The organism is Erwinia wuhanensis (assembly GCF_030484085.1).
Classification (GTDB): Bacteria; Pseudomonadota; Gammaproteobacteria; order Enterobacterales; family Enterobacteriaceae; genus Erwinia; species Erwinia aeris.
The window spans coordinates 160,456-178,379 of the sequence record NZ_JAUJUH010000009.1 but is presented as its reverse complement, the minus strand read 5'-3'; the positions used below and the strand labels follow the sequence as shown (position 1 = coordinate 178,379).

At 57.1% G+C, this 17,924-nt stretch carries 13 protein-coding genes; 5 read left to right on the top strand and 8 right to left on the bottom strand.

What is annotated here, in order from left to right; translation table 11 throughout:
* Nucleotides 1–34 precede the first annotated feature (34 nt).
* Nucleotides 35–157: an XdhC family protein gene (locus QZH36_RS19715; RefSeq protein WP_301730938.1), complete on the top strand. Its 123-nt coding sequence runs from the start codon at nt 35–37 to the stop codon at nt 155–157.
* Nucleotides 158–298: 141 nt separating this feature from the next.
* Here QZH36_RS19715 and arcC read toward each other — a convergent pair whose 3' ends face one another.
* The 5 genes from arcC to ygeW are packed head-to-tail and all read right to left on the bottom strand — an operon-like array spanning nt 299 to nt 6,304.
* On the bottom strand, nt 299–1,231 hold the full coding sequence (gene arcC / locus QZH36_RS19710; protein ID WP_301730937.1) for a carbamate kinase: 933 nt from the start codon (nt 1,229–1,231) through the stop codon (nt 299–301).
* Nucleotides 1,228–2,616, bottom strand: coding sequence for a dihydropyrimidinase (gene hydA / locus QZH36_RS19705; protein ID WP_253457414.1), 1,389 nt, complete (start codon nt 2,614–2,616; stop codon nt 1,228–1,230). The genes arcC and hydA overlap by 4 nt, the downstream gene beginning before the upstream one ends.
* 29 nt (nt 2,617–2,645) lie before the next feature.
* The gene (locus QZH36_RS19700; protein ID WP_301730936.1) at nt 2,646–3,857 is read right to left on the bottom strand and encodes a YgeY family selenium metabolism-linked hydrolase; all 1,212 of its coding nucleotides are present in this window, start codon (nt 3,855–3,857) and stop codon (nt 2,646–2,648) included.
* A gap of 16 nt (nt 3,858–3,873) precedes the next feature.
* The gene (locus tag QZH36_RS19695) at nt 3,874–5,070 is read right to left on the bottom strand and encodes a diaminopropionate ammonia-lyase (protein WP_301730935.1); all 1,197 of its coding nucleotides are present in this window, start codon (nt 5,068–5,070) and stop codon (nt 3,874–3,876) included.
* Nucleotides 5,071–5,113: 43 nt separating this feature from the next.
* On the bottom strand, nt 5,114–6,304 hold the full coding sequence (gene ygeW / locus QZH36_RS19690) for a knotted carbamoyltransferase YgeW (RefSeq protein WP_301730934.1): 1,191 nt from the start codon (nt 6,302–6,304) through the stop codon (nt 5,114–5,116).
* Between the two features lie 355 nt (nt 6,305–6,659).
* On the opposite strand from ygeW, the gene QZH36_RS19685 reads away from it, so the two are divergent.
* Nucleotides 6,660–8,444, top strand: a complete 1,785-nt coding sequence (locus tag QZH36_RS19685) for a sigma 54-interacting transcriptional regulator (protein WP_301730933.1) — start codon at nt 6,660–6,662, stop codon at nt 8,442–8,444.
* 3 nt (nt 8,445–8,447) lie between these two features.
* Here QZH36_RS19685 and QZH36_RS19680 read toward each other — a convergent pair whose 3' ends face one another.
* From QZH36_RS19680 to QZH36_RS19670, 3 genes are read right to left on the bottom strand one after another with little or no spacing between them, the layout of a single operon-like run.
* Nucleotides 8,448–9,014 carry a nucleotidyltransferase family protein gene (locus QZH36_RS19680; protein ID WP_253457428.1) on the bottom strand — a complete coding sequence of 189 codons (567 nt, stop codon included), beginning with the start codon at nt 9,012–9,014 and terminating at the stop codon, nt 8,448–8,450.
* Between the two features lie 7 nt (nt 9,015–9,021).
* Nucleotides 9,022–9,483, bottom strand: a complete 462-nt coding sequence (locus tag QZH36_RS19675; protein ID WP_253457431.1) for a (2Fe-2S)-binding protein — start codon at nt 9,481–9,483, stop codon at nt 9,022–9,024.
* Nucleotides 9,484–9,494: 11 nt separating this feature from the next.
* The gene (locus tag QZH36_RS19670; protein ID WP_301730932.1) at nt 9,495–12,713 is read right to left on the bottom strand and encodes a molybdopterin cofactor-binding domain-containing protein; all 3,219 of its coding nucleotides are present in this window, start codon (nt 12,711–12,713) and stop codon (nt 9,495–9,497) included.
* Nucleotides 12,714–13,077: 364 nt separating this feature from the next.
* On the opposite strand from QZH36_RS19670, the gene QZH36_RS19665 reads away from it, so the two are divergent.
* The 3 genes from QZH36_RS19665 to fdhF are packed head-to-tail and all read left to right on the top strand — an operon-like array spanning nt 13,078 to nt 17,688.
* Nucleotides 13,078–15,021: a glutamate synthase small subunit GltD family protein gene (locus QZH36_RS19665; RefSeq protein ID WP_301730931.1), complete on the top strand. Its 1,944-nt coding sequence runs from the start codon at nt 13,078–13,080 to the stop codon at nt 15,019–15,021.
* Nucleotides 15,018–15,545, top strand: coding sequence for a 4Fe-4S dicluster domain-containing protein (locus QZH36_RS19660; RefSeq protein WP_253457440.1), 528 nt, complete (start codon nt 15,018–15,020; stop codon nt 15,543–15,545). Before QZH36_RS19665 ends, QZH36_RS19660 begins: the two co-directional genes overlap by 4 nt.
* Nucleotides 15,538–17,688, top strand: a complete 2,151-nt coding sequence (fdhF, locus tag QZH36_RS19655) for a formate dehydrogenase subunit alpha (protein ID WP_301730930.1) — start codon at nt 15,538–15,540, stop codon at nt 17,686–17,688. Before QZH36_RS19660 ends, fdhF begins: the two co-directional genes overlap by 8 nt.
* Nucleotides 17,689–17,924: the final 236 nt, after the last annotated feature.

Genomic DNA, 17,924 nt, shown 5'->3' with positions numbered 1-17,924 from the left:
AGCAGACTAAAAGATCCACATTCAGGAGAAGGAGGTGAGCCTGTCTGCTATAGCCAGCCGTCTGGGGAAGGAAAACCGCGCTTTTGCGCTATTACATGTCGTCGAGAGTCGCGGCTCTGCACCGCGTCACGTAGCCACCATGCTGGTGCGAGAATAGGGCAAAACGGACGGGACGATTGGAGGGGGAATGATTGAACGTCTGGCGCCGGAAGAGATAGCGGTAAGCATTGTGGCCGCGCCCATCCGACGCGTCGGCGGCAGGGCAGGCCTGAAACAGCCGCCGATGCGCGCTCTGCCGCTACTGTTGAATAAGCGTGCCGGTCTGGCCAACAATCCCTTCTCTGGCCTTAGAAAGCAGCGTAATCAGGGCCTGACGGCCAGGCTTTGATTCGGCAAACGCGACGGCCGCTTCGACTTTCGGCAGCATCGAGCCTGGCGCGAACTGATTATCAGTAATATGGTGCAAAGCTTCCTGCGGCGTCAGCGTGTCCAGCCAGCGCTCCGTCGGCTTACGGAAATCGATAGCAACTTTTTCGACCGCGGTCAGAATAATCAGCATATCCGCATCGATATCCTGAGCCAGCACCGCGCTGGCAAGATCCTTATCAATAACGGCATTTGCGCCCTGTAGATGATTTTCCTGGGCTACCACCGGGATGCCGCCGCCGCCAGCGGTAATCACAATCTGACCGGCTTCCAGCAGGGTTTTTACCGCGCGCGCTTCGACGATCTCCAACGGTTTGGGCGAGGCAACTACCCGTCGCCAGCCGCGCCCGGCATCCTCCATCAGCAGCATCCCTGTTGATTTCAGCTTGCGCGCCTCCTCTTCTGACAGAAAAGAGCCGATCGGCTTGTCGGGATGAGTGAAAGCGGGATCGCGCGCGTCCACGCGCACCTGCGTGATCAGCGATACCACGTTTTTATCCATGTTCTGATTAAGCAGCGCTTCCCGCAGCGCGTTTTGCAGATCGTAACCGATATATCCCTGACTAAGCGCCACACATACCGACATCGGCAATACCGGAGAATGCGCCGCCGTGTGGGCCGCCGCTTCAAAGGCCTGATGGATCATCCCTACCTGTGGGCCGTTGCCGTGGGTGATCACCAGCTCGTGGCCTTCGGCTATCAACGCCACAATGGTTTCCGCCGTATTCTGCACGGCCTGCATCTGCTCCATCAGCCCCGCGCCAAGCGCGTTGCCGCCCAGCGCCAGTACTATCCTCTTTTTCATAGGTGACTCCCTGTTACAAATGGCTTGCGAGAAATAAAGCGGCCGTGTCCTGCCTGACCGGTAAAGCGGCCTTCCCGACAGACCACTGTTCCACGTGAAAGGGTCATAACCGGCCAGCCCTGACAGCAGAAGCCTTCATAGGGCGTATAGTCGCCGTTATCATGCAGATCGGCATGGTGGATAATCTGCTGACGTCGGGGATCGAAAAGCACCAGATCGGCATCCGCGCCGGGCTGTAGGCTGCCTTTTTCCGGCCACAGACCAAACAGTTTTGCGGGCATCGTGCTGGTTAGCGAAACAAAGCGTGAACGGCTGATACGCCCTTTCATCACGCCTTCGGAAAAAAGCAGGGCCAGGCGATTCTCTACGCCCGGCAGGCCGTTGGGGCAGCGAGTAAAATCGTTGGCTGCCATCTGTTGGCGTTGCCGGTAAGGAAAATTGCAGTGGTCGGTAGCCAGGGTATCAATCGCGCCGTTGGCGATACCAACCCATAATTTATCCCGCTCGCTGCATGGCCGCAGCGGCGGGCTGAGGATGTATTTCAGCCCGTCAGGCCGCAGGTAGCGGTTGATGTCCAGCAGCAGATACTGGGGGCAGGTTTCTGCCCATACCGGCTGGCCGCTGGCGCGCGCCATACGGACATAATCCAGCCCGAGGCCGTTGGAGAGATGAACGATATATAAAGGCGCATTGTCCGCCAGCCTGGCCAGGTTGATAGCGCGCGCGATCGCCTCCGCTTCGCAGGCCAGCGGACGGCTGTGAGCGTGCCAGACGGGCGCCGTTTTCCCCTGTTGCTTAAACTGCTGTCGTCGCCAGCGTATGGCCGCATCGTTCTCCGGGTGCACCGTGGCCAGCGCGCCCGCTTCGTTAAGGCGCTGCAGCACGTTCAGGACATCTTCATCATGCAGCATATAATCGTAGGTCAGATAAAATTTGAAGCTGCTGATCCCCTCATGCTGCGCCATCGGCGCGATCTCCTCCAGAATTTGAGGCGTCACATGCTGGATCACGCCGTGAAAACTGTAATCGATAACTGCCTCGACCGCGTCGCGATGATATTTCTCCAGCTGGTGGTGCAGCGTGCAGCCTGGCGGGCCAAAGCCCATATGATCGACAATAGTGGTGGTACCGCCGCAGGCTGCGGCGCGCGTACCGGCAAAAAAGTCGTCGCAGCTCTGCGCGATGCCGACGTCGATATTAAAATGGGTATGCACATCCACACCGCCCGGCATTACCAGTAGCTCACGAGCGTCGATAATGTTCATGGTTTCGTCCGCCTCGATTTGCGGCGCGCGACGAACGATTTTTCCCTGCATGATCAGCAGATCCTGGCGGTATTCCCCGGCGTCATCTACCAGGGTGCCTCCCTTCAGTAACGTTTTCATCCCCCTCCTCCTGTCGACGCCGGTTGCCGTCAGGCCTGCTGCTGTAGCCAGGTCAAAGGCGTGGCGGCATAGAGTGCGGCGCAGGTGACCAGATGCGCTTTCCAGGTTTTTTCATTCGGCGCGTGGGCTTCTGGCTCTTTACCTGGCCCAAAGCCGATAACGGGAATGCCATGACGGCCCATAATGGAAACGCCGTTGGTGGAAAAGGTCCACTTATCCACCACCGGCTCGCGTTTAAACAGGCCCCGATAGGCCGCGCTAAGTGTTTTGACGGTGATGTGGTCAGGCTCCACTTTCCAGGTAGGAAAGTAGCAGTCGGTTGGGTAGACCAGCCCCGTCCAGGAAGGGCGCTCGTAGGTATAAAGCGAGACTTCTGCCTTAGCCGACTTAACGGCAGGCAGAGCGCGGATCTCCTCCAGCGCGTTTTCCCATGTTTCGCCCCAGGTGAGACGACGATCGATGGAAATGGCGCAGCTGTCTGCGACGGCACAGCGGCTGGGCGAGGTGAAAAAGATTTCCGAAACGGTCAATGTGCCTTTACCCAGGAATTCGTCATTGCCCAGCTTGCCGGACAGCGCCTGCAGCTCGGTCAGGATGGGCGCCATTTTGAAAATCGCGTTATCGCCGCGTTCCGGCGCAGAGCCGTGGCAGCTGACGCCCTGTACCTCTACCCGTATTTCCATGCGGCCACGGTGTCCGCGATAGATTTGACAGTCGGTAGGCTCCGTACTGATGACAAATTCGGGCCGGATATTCATCTGCTCAATAAGATATTGCCAACAAAGGCCGTCACAGTCCTCTTCCTGAACCGTTCCGGTAATCAGCAGCGTGTAGTCGTCTTCCAGCCGGAGATCCTTGATGATCTTTGCCGCGTAAACCATTGCCGCCATGCCGCCTTCCTGATCCGAGGAGCCACGCCCGCCGATCAGCTCGTTATCCTCCATGCCTTCGTAAGGATCGAAACGCCAGTTTTTGCGATTGCCGATGCCCACCGTGTCGATGTGGGCGTCCATCGCCAGCAGGCGTGGGCCGTGGCCGATATAGCCCAAAATATTTCCCATGGGATCGATCTCGATTTTATCGAACCCTACTTTTTCCATCTCCTGACGTATGCGCGCGACCACAAGCTTTTCATCGCAGCTTTCGCTGGGAATGGCGATCATCTCACGCAGAAAACGCGTCATTTCCGGCTGGTATTTATTTGCCAGAGCAAGAATATCGTCGAACGGAACGGATTTCATGGTTAACTCCTGTTAATTAAGCGGTAATGCCGTCTTTTCCTTCCCACACCACTTCCCGGTAGTGCTGAGGATCGGTGTCGCCTTCGGTGCTGAGCAGCAGCACGCGCGAAGCCGGGGTAAGCCTGAGTTTTTCTTTTAGCGCCTGCGACTGGGGATGATGCAGAACGGCAGCCAGCACGCCTGCGCTGACCGCGCCCGATTCGCCGGATATAATGCGTGGATCGTCGCCCAGCGGATTACCCAGCACGCGCATCCCCAAAGCGGCGACGCGATCTTCGCAGGAGATAAACTGCCGGGCGCAGCCGCGCAATAGCGGCCAGCCAAGCGGATTGGGCTCGCCGCAGGCCAGCCCGGCCATAATGGTATTCATCTCGCCGCCCACGTTGACCATTTCGCCCCGTTTGGCGGAACGAAAGAGACAGTCGGCTTTGTCCGGCTCTACGACCACGGCATGCAGGCTGGCGGCCTCGTATACGTCGCACAAATAGCCGAGCACGCCAGCAGCCATTGCTCCCACGCCCGCCTGCAAAAAAACGTGGGTCGGCGAAGTGCCCAGCGCCTGCATTTGCTCTACGGCTTCATCCGCCAGCGTGGCGTAGCCCTGCATAATCCAGGTGGGTACCTCGCGATAGCCTTCCCAGGCGGTGTCCTGCACGACTTTCCAGCCCTGCTTTTCGGCATTGCGCATGGTCAGACGCACCGTGTCGTCGTAGTTCATTTGGGTAACGATGCACTCGGCGCCCAGGTCGGTAATATGTTTGACGCGGGCGGGCGAGGAGCCTTTAGGCATATAGATAACGGCATGTTGTCCCAGCTGGAGCGCCGCCCAGGCGACGCCGCGCCCATGGTTGCCATCTGTGGTGGTCGCAAACGTCATGGGTACGCGCTGCTGCTGACGAAAGGCGGCAAAGGAAAATTCGTTAATATCGCTGCCGGTTTCTTTGCAGAGCAGGCGGGCAATAGCCCATGCGCCGCCAAGCATTTTGAAAGCGTTCAGACCAAAGCGTTGCGACTCATCCTTAACCAGGATTTGTTCAACGCCGAGCGCGGCGGCCAGAGCGGGCAAAGAGAGCAGCGGAGTCGGACGATAGCCCGGCAGCTTGCTGTGAAAAGCCCGTGCGGCCCTGGCGGTACGGCGATTGAACAGGTCGGACCGTTCAGGCGCATATGCCGCGTTGTCTTCAATAACCATTTTTAACTCGAAGCTGGACATAGCTGACCTTTCCTCAAAAAAGTGATCGGGAACCGTGGTTTTTTCAGCATTTAATCCTTGGCTGCGCTTCCTGGAGGCAGCGGGTCAGCACGGCAGCGGGATCGGCAAATTTTCGGGCCAGGATCATGCTGGCGATGATCCACGGTTTCCAGCTGGCCTCTTTATAGGTGGCAATGCGATAGCGCTCAAAAACGCTGGCGGCGACCTCGCCCGCCTCGCAGGAAACGTCGGTGATGTCGGCGGGCAGACAGTGCATATAGAGTGCGCTGCCGTCGCGGGTCAGCTTCATCATCTCTTCCGTACAGTGCCACTGCTGATGACGCGCATTTTGTTGCAGACAATGCTGCTCAAGGGCTTTTAGTCCGGCGGTATCCTGATTGCGCAGCAGCATGGTTCTTTGCTGCATCACTTGCCAGGGCGCCCAGGATTTTGGATAGACGATATCGGCGTCGCGGAACGCCTCTTCCATCGTGCTGACCTGACGGAAGCTGCCGCCGGACGCTTTGGCGTTGCGCTGGGCCACTTCCAGCACGTCGGGGATAAGGTCGTAGCCCTCGGGATGCGCCAGCGTGACTTCCATACCAAAACGGCTCATCAATCCAATAATGCCCTGAGGTACCGAAAGCGGTTTGCCGTAGCTGGGCGAATAGGCCCAGGTCATGGCGATTTTTTTGCCTTTCAACTGGTCCAGCCCGCCGAAATGTTCTTTAAGCCAGGCCAAATCCGCCATGGACTGCGTGGGGTGATCGATATCGCATTGCAGATTGACCAGGGCAGGTCGCTGGGGCAGAACGCCCTGGCTAAAGCCCTCATCCAGCGCTGCACCGACTTCCCGCATATAGGCGTTACCCGCGCCCAGATACATGTCGTCGCGAATGCCGATCGCATCCGCGCAAAAGGAGATCATATTGGCGGTTTCACGTACCGTTTCGCCATGCGCGATCTGCGATTTGCCCTCGTCCAAATCTTGTTGCGTCAGCCCCAGCAGATTCAGCGCCGAGGCGTAGGAAAAACGCGTACGGGTGGAGTTGTCGCGGAAAACCGAAATACCGAGCCCACTATTAAAAATCCGGGTATCGATGTTTTTCTCACGCATGATTTTCATCACCTGAGCAATATCCAGCACTTGCTCAAGTTCTTCGCGGGTTTGCTCCCAGGTAAGCAAAAAATCTTTACTGGCCAGGCCAGTTTTCCTCTGGCCAATGGTCCGTAGCAGTGCGCCTGTCTCTTCCATTTAAGCGATTCCTTATAGCGATACGTTATCCCTGCCGCTAACGACATGGCAGGAAGCCTGACCGCTGTAATCAACTTCTGTGCCAGGAGTGGGAGACGCGGCTATCGGTGGCAGAAAAACGTGATCTGTCGCCGAATTTGCGAGATATGTAGCAATTTTAAAACGATGTGGTTAATGAAGAGGGCTTGAGTAGGGTAACGGGCATGACAGCCAAGGGCATGACGGAGTATGGTGTTACGCGATCGTTGGATTCTCAGCGCTCAAAATGATAAAGCCTGCTGTTTCTCTCAAAATGAGATTCAGCACATGACTCTCCAGGATGAGAGAAGGGATTGTGAACAAAAGGATGCACGTCATGGATGAAGCTCCATCGTTACCCTCTGGTCTGATGGCCATACAGCCGACCATTCTGAATTTCAGCAGCCTGCTGGCTAACGTGCTGGAAATGGAAGTGGAGGTTGTCGATCGCCACCTCATTCGCATTGCCGGCACCGGCCCTTACAGTTATCGCTTCGGACATAGTCCGGAAAGCAATAACCATCTGCTCAGAAACGTCATCGAAACGCAAAAGGAAATGGTTGTCGTCGACTCGCGGTACAACCCCCTGTGCAAAGCCTGTCAGCACCGACAGTTTTGCAAAGAGCGAGCTTTTATCGGCGTACCTATCCTGGCCCCTCACCGTTGTCTGGGCGTCATCAGCCTTATTGCCGTCAATAATGAGCAGCACCGAAAACTCAGCGATAACGCGGATATGTTTGTGCAGTATATGCGGCACGTTTCCCGACTGCTGGTGGCTAATCTCGCCAGCGCTCAGCCACGGCAAACGCAAAGCGATGCCGTCTGGCACACGCTGCTAGGCAGTATGGATCAAGGGGTGATCCTGCTGGATCGGGACGGTAAAGTGAAAGCCGTTAACGATCGTGCGCTCAGCCAGCTGGATGCCACTCACGAAAGTTTAACGGGAAGATCCCTGGCTATTGAGCCGCTCAGCCGTCAGCGGAAAGCGGCTCACGGTCATGCCCAGCACCGCGTGATTATGGGCGACCAGCAGATGCTGTTGACGGGGCAGCTACATCATATCGGTCAGCAAAAACTCTTTTTAATGGCTTTTCATCAGGACGCGCTGGCTGCTTCTTTGCTGACTGAAAACGAGCCGCCCGGCATTGAACGGCTGGTAGGAAAATCCAAAGCAATCCACAAACTGAAACGGCTGATTATGCGCATCGCCTCCAGCCCTTCCAGCGTGATGATACTGGGGGAAAGCGGCACCGGAAAAGAGGTGGTGGCGCGGGCTATCCACAGGCTCAGCAAAAGGCACGACAGGCCGTTTGTGGCGATAAACTGTGCGGCCATTCCTGAAAACCTGCTGGAAAGCGAGCTGTTCGGCTATGTAAAAGGCGCTTTTACCGGCGCGGCGCCCGGCGGACGGGCGGGGCTGATCCAGTCAGCCAATGGCGGCACGCTGTTTCTGGATGAAATTGGCGATATGCCGCTGAGCCTGCAGGCTCGTTTACTGCGGGCGATAGAAAACCGCGAGGTGCTGCCCGTTGGCGCAAGCCGCCCTGTGTCTGTCGATATTCGAATTATTTCCGCTACGCATCAAAACCTGCGGCAATTTATTGAGGAGGGAAAGTTCCGGGAGGATCTCTACTATCGCCTGAACGTTATTCCGCTGGAGGTGCCGCCGCTGCGCGATCGCGAAGGGGATATCGAACTTTTGATGCACTATTTTCTTAATCATCACTCGCAGCGCATCGGCTGCGCCTATCCGGGTATCAGCCGGGAAGCGATAGAGCTGTTACAACGCTATCTGTGGCCAGGCAACGTGCGCGAGTTAAGCAATCTGGTGGAGTATCTGGTCAATATCGTTCCTGAAGGGGAGATAATAGACGGCGCCTTACTGCCTCCGCTGTTCCATACCACAATTCGTTCTGTGCCGTTGATGGCGTACCCGCCGAAAACGGTTTGCGGCCCGGTCGAAAAAGAGGAAGAGGAAGGGGCAAAGCTGAAATCAGTAGAAAAAAGCCTGATAGAAGAAGCGCTGCAGCGCACCCGTAATAAGAAGCAGATAGCGGAAGAGCTGGGCATTGGCGTAGCGACGCTGTATCGGAAAATAAAAAAATATGGCCTGCAGGCCTGAGCTTCAGCAGGCGTTGCTAAGGCGTTGCTGATACTGTGCGGGCGTGTCTAAATCCCAGTGAACGGTTGGGCTGTCGATCGGTACGCTGATGCAGCCATATTCCTGAATCAGCTTGCGCAGCGTACTTTGTTCAGGCGCTGCGGTTATTCGCGCCGCCATCCCGGCAGGCAGAAGCACCGGATGCCCATTTTTGCCCGCGTAGCAGGGCAGTTGGCAGCAGAGACTTTGATGCCGCCACAGCTGTGCATAGATGGTCGGATCAATCGCGGGCATATCTCCGGGTACAACGAAAAAGCGCCCGCCGGAAAGCACGGCGGCACCGCAGCGTACCGAAGAGAACATCCCTGCCTGGTAACCGGCGTTGTGGCAAACATCCACGGCAGGCCAATGGGCGTAACGCTGATGAAGCTCTTCAGCACGATAGCCTGTTACCAGGATAACTCTGTCGCAGAACGCCAGCGCATTGCGGATGGCACTGTCCAGCACCGTCGTATCCTGCCATGGCAGCAGCATTTTCCAACATCCCATACGCGATGAGCGTCCGGCCGCCAGCATAATACATTCCTTCATAATGGCTTTACTCCGTCTTCAGCACCGCCTTAATTGATTTAATAATTGGCTTGTAACCGGTACAGCGGCAAAGATTTCCCTCCAGCGCTTCTGCAATCTGCTGGTCGCTCGGGCGAGGGTTTTTATCCAGCAGCGCTTTGGTGCTCATCAGCACGCCCGGCGTGCAAAAGCCACACTGCACGCCGCCGTGGCGCACAAATTCCTGCTGCAGTTTTCTACCGGTTTCATCCTGGTGTAGTGCTTCAATAGTGCTGACCGTCGCACCATCGCACTGCGCCGCCAGCACCAGGCATGAACAGACAGCCTTACCGTTCATGATCACCGTACAGGCGCCGCACTCGCCTACCGAGCAGCCCTCTTTGGTGCCGGTCAGCTGTAAATCTTCCCGTAAAAAATCAAGCAGGCGGCGATTATCCTCAACCGTTTTCTCAACCTGAACCCCGTTTACTGTCAGCCCGATCCTGTTCATTTTTTTGCTCCTTATTTTGTCCCGGCTTCACGGGCTTCCTGCAACATTTGACGCAGCATATTTAACGCTACCGGCACCTTGTACGCGGCGGACCAACGGTTGCCTATCGCCGCCATTAGCAGGGCTTCCAGCGCGCTGGCACCCGCCTCTATCTGTGCGACCGTCAACGCCTGTCCGGTCAGAACTTTCTCTACCGCAATCAAGCGTTGAGGTTTACTCAACAACGCGCCATCTACCAGACGACAGCGAACCAGCATCCCCGCATGATTGAAGGTAAACTGGCCGGTAAAGCTCTGACGGGTAATGTTCAGCGCATTGCGACGACCCAGCTGTAGATAGCGTTGCTCAAGGCCAGGATCGCGATAGGGCGCGGGCAGTATCACCGCGGTCAGCAACTCGCCAGGCTGTAGCCGGGTACGATAGCCTGCGGTAATAAAGTCCGACAGCGGCATGCGGCGCTGCGCCTGCTGGCTCTGCAGCACGACGATAGCGTCATAGATAATCAGCGGCGGTACGGAGTCTGCGCAGGGCGCGGCATTAACGATATTGCCACCCAGCGTCGCCCGATTACGGAGCTGTAGTGAACCAATGGTGTTGCAGGCGCTAATTAATAGCGGATAGTGCTCCTGAAGCCGCTGGTCAGCCGTCAAATCACTAAAGCAAACGCCAGCCCCAATGGTCACGCCCTCATCGCAGAGGGCGATACGCTGTAGTTCTTTCAAACCTGAAATATCCACCAGCGGCAGCGGCACCGTACTAAGCCGCGCCTGTACCAGCACATCCGTTCCGCCTGCAATCGGCCTGGCCTGGCCGTCGGCCAGCGCCCGTAGCGCGTCATCCAGCGTGTCCGGGCGGTAAATTTGTAGCGTGTTCAGCCGTAAAACCTGTTTTTTACCGCCCGATTCAGCCTGTAGCTCGCTCTGGCGGACCGGTTTTTTCAACGCGTAGCCCAGGCGAACCTGCTCCAGCGTCAGCGGCAGCGTATAGTTGCGACGTCCAAGCGCGAAGCTCACGGCGTTATTTAGCGCCGCGCCGCCAAGCTCCAGCACGGGTTCGCCAATAACTTTGGCGCCATAGGGGCCAGCCTTGTCATGGTTTTCTACCGCGACGATGTCGATATTCGGCACGTCTTTAATCGTGGGCAGCAGATAGGTATCAAAGTTCTCAGACTTAACCTCGCCTTGCTCTGTATTGAACTCTTCCAGCATGGCGTAGCCGATCATGCCCTGAACCAGACCGCCGTAGACCTGCCCTTCAAAGCCGACTTTGTTGATCACTTTGCCGACGTCATGCACGGCCGTGGCGTTGTTGAACGTAATTTTTCCGGTGCGGGTATCCAGCGCGATATCGGCGACCTGACAGCCGTAAACCCAGGTAAAGTAGGGGCTGCCGCTTCCTTTTTCTTCGTCCCAGTGGATAGCCGGCGCGACGTGCCAGCCGTAAGCCGAAAGATTGGCACCGGCAGCTTTGGTCACGTCAACGACCTGCCGGAACGGCAGTCGCTTAGAGGGTTGTCGGCGGTGAAATACGGTGCCGTTTTCCCATACCAGATCGTCGGGATCGGTTACATCCAGCGTTTGCGCCAGCGCTTTAGCCATGCGTCGCTTGATGGTATTCGCCGCGCTAAGCACCGCCTGTCCGCCCATTAGCGTGCCGCGCGACGCGACGGTAGATCCCCCATCAGCAATCATGGCGGTCGGCGGATCGGTGAAATGAATCTGTGTCAGATCCAGACCAAACGCTTCCGCTGCAATAAGCGACATGGTGGTCTGCAATCCCTGGCCGTTTTCAGACACGGAGGTGGAAAGATTCAGGCTGCCGTCGGCATTGATCTGTATCAGCGCGGAAGAGGCATCCAGCCCCTCGGCGCCCAGCGAACAGCCCCGATGACTGAGCGCCAGCCCAATACCATACTTAATCGGCCCGCCCAGCTGATTGAGCTGCCGATAGTGCTCCCGCTTCGCCAAAAACTCGGTTTTGTCGATAGCCTTTTGCAGGACTTCCTGCGCGGAGACCTGATGCTCGCTGAGAACCTGCCCAGCCATGCTGGTGTCGTTCTGGCGCAGTACGTTTCTCAGGCGCAGCTCGACGGGTGACAGCCCCATTTTTTCCGCGACCTCGTCCATCAGCGATTCGTTGGCAAAAATAACCTGTGGCGCGCCAAAGCCGCGATAGGCGGAGGTATAATTATTGTTGGTGTAGACGCCGGTAATATCGACGCGCACGTTGGGAATATTATAAGGCCCGGCAGCCTGTACGGAGCTACGCCAGGTGACAAAAGGCGTTTGCCCGGCATAGCTGCCGCCATCCGCAAGGATATCTATTTTTATTGCCTGGATACGCGCCCGATCGTCCAGACCGATTTTATAATGCATCTGATAAGGATGGCGTTTATAGCTTTCACGCATTGACTGTTCGCGGTTATAGGTCATTTTTACCGGGCGCGAAGTCAGCACGGCCAGCAGCGCCGCGCGGCAGGCAAGATGATCGATAATATCGTCTTTGCCGCCGAAAGATCCGCCCAGTACGGAGCGCTTCACGTTAACCTTCGACTGCGGCAGATCCAGATATTTCGCCACCATGCCGCGCACGCGATGCGCGTTTTGTATTGACCCATAAATCGTGACGATCTGTTCATTATCGTCGTAGCCAACGGTGATCGACTCTGGCTCAATATAGGCGTGCTCCTGAAAGCCGACCTCAAAATCGCGCTCAAAGATATAGCTGGAGGCCGCAAAGCCCGCCTCAATATCGCCCTTAATCGTATGGTGATGATTAATAATATTATTTTCTTTGTCACTGTGGATGGGCCGTGCCCCCGGCCTGATGGCTTCTCTCACCGATGTTATCGGTGTCCAGGGCGTATAGGCTACGCGGATTTTATCGGCGGCCTGGCTGGCTATTTCATAACTTTCCGCCGCGATCACGGCAATGACGTCCCCCCGAAAAGCAATTTCGCTCTCAACGATAGGCGGATAGTCCGGGATAACCACGCCGATACAGCGCTGGCCTGGGATGTCCTTCCAGGTGGCGATTTTCACCACGCCAGGTAGTTTTTCCGCTTCCGAGATATCCAGCGAGGCGATTTGGCCTGCGGCGATATCAGCGTAGCGACACACGCCATAAAGCATGTTTTTCAGCACAATATCGTCACCATATACGGCTGCGCCTCTGACTTTCGCCTTGCCGTCGACGCGCGGTACTTCATTGCCCACTAAAAGAGTTTTCACGGATTTTGGCCCTCCAGATGCTTCCCGGGACAGCCCTAAGCAAGTGATATGCCAGAGTGTGAAGATGTCCGCGACAAGCGACAGGGCTGTGAGGCATCTCGAAGAAACTGATTTAAAACAAGTCCGCTGCTCGCGCGTGTGTCGCTGGAGTCGTTTCACTTTGAGGTTTTTTTCTCAAAATGAGACGGTAATTCTCCTGTCTACATCTGCCATAGCGGCGACATCCCTCTGTCAAACCGACGTTCTCGTTAGCAACTGCGTAATGCCTCACAAAAATCAGTTCTGAATGGCTTTTTTCCGCAAATGTGCCCTTTTTTTGCATAACCCGACGAAAGGGATCTGTGCGGCATAAAAAGGAGTAAAAATGAACCGGTTTGTCACTGTTAATCCCAGCGAGTGTATCGATTGTCATGTTTGTGAAGTGGCCTGCGCACTAGCGCACGGCGATGGCGAATGGCCAGCCCATCGTGGGCAGTTTCGGCCGCGCATTCATCTTGTCAAAGGCTGCGGCCCCGTTACCTGTCGTCAGTGCAACAAAGCGCCCTGCGTCGCCAGTTGCCCAACTCAGGCGCTTGTTTTTCAATACAACAGCGTGCGGCTGCATGAGGAAAAGTGCATAGGCTGCAAAAATTGTCTGCTGGCCTGCCCGTTTGGTGCGATTGAACCGGCTGCTTCTGAAGACGTGATGAGTAAGTGCGATCTCTGCGAGCAAACCGAGCAGGGCAAGCCCGCTTGCGTGGCTTCCTGCCCGACCCAGGCGCTACAGGTGATGGATGAAAATACATTGACGCGGCTTCGGCAATACCGTCAGTACGCCACCGCTGACGATAAAGCGCTGCGGCCAGTAGCCGGACGCGCCGCAAAGGCGTTGGATAAGCTGCCGCGCATTGGCGCCCGCAAGCTTAAACCCACGGAGCGCGCCAGGCATTTCTGCGAGATTTATCAGGGCCTCTCGCCGTCGCAGGCGGGCTATGAGGCCGAGCGCTGCCTTTATTGCGCGCAAAAAGCGTGGTGCGGCTGGGCCTGCCCGCTGCACAACGCCATCCCCGATTTTATCCGCCTGGTGCAGGAGGGGCGAATTATCGATGCGGCAGAGCTGTCGCACCAGACCAGCAGCCTGCCGGAAATTTGCGGGCGCGTCTGTCCACAGGATCGGCTCTGCGAAGGCGCATGTACGCTCAGCGGTCGGTCGGGCGCGGTTTCGATAGGTAACCTCGAGCGTTACATCACTGATGAAGCGTTCAGGCAGGGCTGGCGCCCGACGCCGCCAGCGATTGAGGCCCGGCGTGAAAAGGTAGCGGTGGTGGGCGCCGGGCCTGCCGGGCTGGGCTGTGCCGATATCCTTGCGCGCAGCGGCGTTCAGGTGGATGTCTACGATCGCCATCCCGAAATCGGCGGGATGCTGACCTTTGGGATCCCCTCTTTCAAGCTGGATAAACAGCTGATGGCAACCCGCCGCGCTATTTTCAGCGAAATGGGAATTAAGTTTCACCTTAGCTGCGAAATTGGCCGCGACCTTCCTTTCTCTCGTCTGCTGGCGGATTACGACGCCGTCTTTTTGGGCGTGGGCACCTATAAATTGATGCAGGCGGGCCTTGAGCATGAGGATGCGCCCGGCGTTATTCAGGCGCTGCCCTATCTGACCGCTAATACGCGACGGGTCATGGGGCTGGCAGAGGATGAACAGCAGCCTTATGTCTCGCTGAAGGGAAAAAAAGTCGTAGTACTGGGCGGCGGCGATACGGCGATGGACTGCGTACGTACCGCCATCCGGCAGCAGGCGAAACAGGTAATTTGCGCCTATCGACGCGATGAAGAGAGTATGCCTGGCTCTAAAAAAGAGGTCGCCAACGCGCGCGAAGAAGGCGTGGAATTTATGTTTAACCTGCTGCCGCAATATATCGAGCTGGATAAGGGCGGTCGCCTGAGCGGCATAGGGATGATCCGCACCGTTGCCGGTGAGCCAGGCAGCGACGGGCGTCGACGACCGCAGCCGGTCAAAGGATCTGAATTCGTGCTGGCTGCCGACGCGCTGATCCTGGCCTTTGGCTTTCAGGCGCACGAGATGCCCTGGCTGGCGGGACAGGCGATTCGTTTCGATCGTTGGGGGCTGATTAAAACAGGCCAGGCGGGCCGCACAACGCAAACGCATCATCCAAAAGTGTTTGCCGCCGGGGACGCCGTGCACGGTGCCGATTTGGTGGTAACGGCTATGGCGGAAGGGCGTCGCAGCGCGCGAGAGATGCTGGCGATGTTTGAACAGAGCGCGGAAATGACCCGCGCAGAAAGAAAGGAGCGGGCCTTATGAGCCAGTTTATCGTCGCCCAGCCTGAAAAATGTATCGGCTGCCATACCTGTGAGGTTGCCTGCGCCGTGGCGCATACGGGCACGCCGTTACTGGCTGCGCAGCGCTATTTCCCTCGCCTGAAGGTTATTAAATCGTCGCAGGTTAGCGTACCCGTTATGTGCCATCAGTGTAATAACGCGCCCTGCGTCTCTGCGTGCCCTGTTGCGGCGCTGTATAAGGGCGAGCTGGGTATGATAGCAACCCGCCGTCACCGCTGTATTGACTGCAAAAGCTGCGTTATCGCCTGCCCGTTTGGCGCCATTGAAATCGTCAGCAAGCCTGAAGAAAAGCCGCTGATAGTGAAATGCGATCTTTGCGCGGGTCAATCCGACGGGCCTGCCTGCATCCACGTGTGCCCAACCGGCGCGTTGACTTTGATGACCGCCGCCGGACTGACACAGCGACAGCAGCAAAAGCAGCAGCGAGCCGCAGCAGAAAGCCAGCTGAACGGCCCTTATTTACAGGAGGTGGAGACACATGGATAAAGCGATTGTTGTTTGTCCCTACTGCGGCTGCGGCTGCAAAATTGCGTTGCAGATTGCAGACGGGAAAGTCGTTGGCGCGGAAGGCGCGCCCGGCGTAACCAATGAGGGAAAGCTTTGCCTGAAGGGCTACTTCGGCTGGGAGTTTTTGAATAATACCCGCCTGCTGACGCCGCGCTTGCAGCATCCTGCCATTCGTCGTAAACGAGGCGGGCCTTTTGAAAAAGTCAGCTGGCAGGAAGCTATCGATTTTGTCAGCAGGCGGCTGCAAAAAATTCGCGCTCGTTCAGGGCCTGAAAGCATTATGGTTACCGGATCTTCACGCGGGCCGGGAAACGAAACCAACTATGTTATGCAGAAGTTTGCGCGCGCCGTATTGGGAAGCAATAACATCGACTGCTGCGCCAGGGTGTGCCACGGCCCTTCCGTCGCCGGCCTGCGGGCGACGCTGGGCAATGGGGCGATGAGCAACGGCATGAAGGATATTGAAGAAAGCGATTGCCTGCTTATCTTTGGTTATAACGCTGCGGATTCTCATCCGATCGTGGCCAGACGCATTCTGCATGCCAAAGAGAAAGGGGCCAAAATTATCGTCTGCGATCCGCGCTATATCGAAAGCGCCCGGCTGGCCGATCTGTGGCTACCGCTAAAAAACGGCAGCAATATGGCGCTGGTGAACGCGCTTGCTCACGTGCTGATCGCTGAAAAACTGTGGGACAAAAGCTATATCGATAAGCATACGGAAGGGCTGGAAGCGTGGCGGGAAGGCGTCCAGCGCTATTCGCCGGAAGCGGTGGAAGCCATCACAGGACTCAAGCCGGAGCTTATTCGCCAGGCTGCTCGCCTTTATGCCAGCGCCCGCAACGCCACTATTTTATGGGGAATGGGCGTGACCCAGTGGGGGCAGGGCGTGGATGTGGTGAAAGGATTGGCCAGCCTGGCGCTGGCTACCGGCAATTTCGGACGGCCGGGCGTCGGCGTGGGGCCGGTCAGAGGGCAAAATAACGTGCAGGGTGCCTGCGATATGGGCGCTCTGCCAGATGTTTTCCCCGGCTATCAGCCCGTAACGGATAAGGCGGTACGCGAAAAATTTGCCGCCGCCTGGGGCGTTGACTCGCTCAGTGATAAACCCGGATACGCCATTACCGATGTTCCCCATTTAGCGCTGGAGGGCAAGCTGCGTGCCTACTGGATTATGGGCGAAGATCCGCTGCAAACCGAACCGGATCTCGCCCTGATGCGTCAGGCGATGGCAAAGCTGGATCTGATCGTGGTGCAGGATATTTTTATGACCAAAACGGCAGAGCTGGCGGATGTCCTGTTGCCCGCCACCAGCTGGGGCGAGCATGAGGGCGTTTATACCAGTGCCGATCGAGGGTTCCAGCGCTTTGAAAAAGCTGTAGAGCCGCAGGGCGACGTCCTGCCGGACTGGGAAATTATCTGCCGCGTGGCGCAGGCGATGGGGTATCCCATGCGCTACGAAAACAATAAAGCGATCTGGGATGAATTGCGCGCGCTTTGCCCGCTGTACACCGGCGCCACCTGGGAGAAAATGGCCGGGTTCGGCTACGTGCAGTGGCCCTGTCCTGATGAAGCACATCCCGGCACGCCTTACCTCTATGAAGGAAACCGCTTTTCGCGTCCTTCCGGTAAAGGGCTGCTGTTTGCCTGCGACTGGCAGCCGCCCGCCGAAGCAACCGATGAAGCCTGGCCGCTGGTGCTCTGTACGGTGCGTGAAGTGGGCCACTACAGCTGCCGCTCGATGACCGGCAACTGCCACGCCCTGGCGGCTCAGGCCGATGAACCCGGCAGGATCCAGATGAATACGGCAGACGCGCGTGCGCTGAATATTCATAACGGCGAACTGGTATGGGTAGCTTCGCGGCGCGGCAGGGTGCTTAGCAGAGCTGAAGTCAGCGACAGAACAAATCAGGGCACGGTCTATATGACCTATCAGTGGTGGATAGGTGCCTGTAATGAGCTGACCCTCGATCATGTCGATCCGGTAGCGAAAACGCCGGAGTTTAAACACTGCGCTGTCAGGGTAGAGAAAATCGCCGATGCGCAGTGGGCGGAACAGCAGGTTACGGAGCGCTATCGACAAATGAAGGATCGCCTGGCGAAAGCGGCGGCGCCGCTGACGTAAGGCCTGGCGGTTTGCAACCCTCGGTTCTGGCGGTTTACAACCTCGGATCCGCGGCTTTTAACTCGCAAAACTGGCTATTTCTAACCTTCAGGTCTGGCGGTTTGCGACCTTCGGGTCTGGCTGTGTCTAACCTTCAGGCCTGGCGGTTTGCGACCTTCGGGTCTGGCTGTGTCTAACCTTCAGGCCTGGCGGTTTATGACCCTCGGGTCAGCGGCTTTAAACTCCCGGGCAGCCGC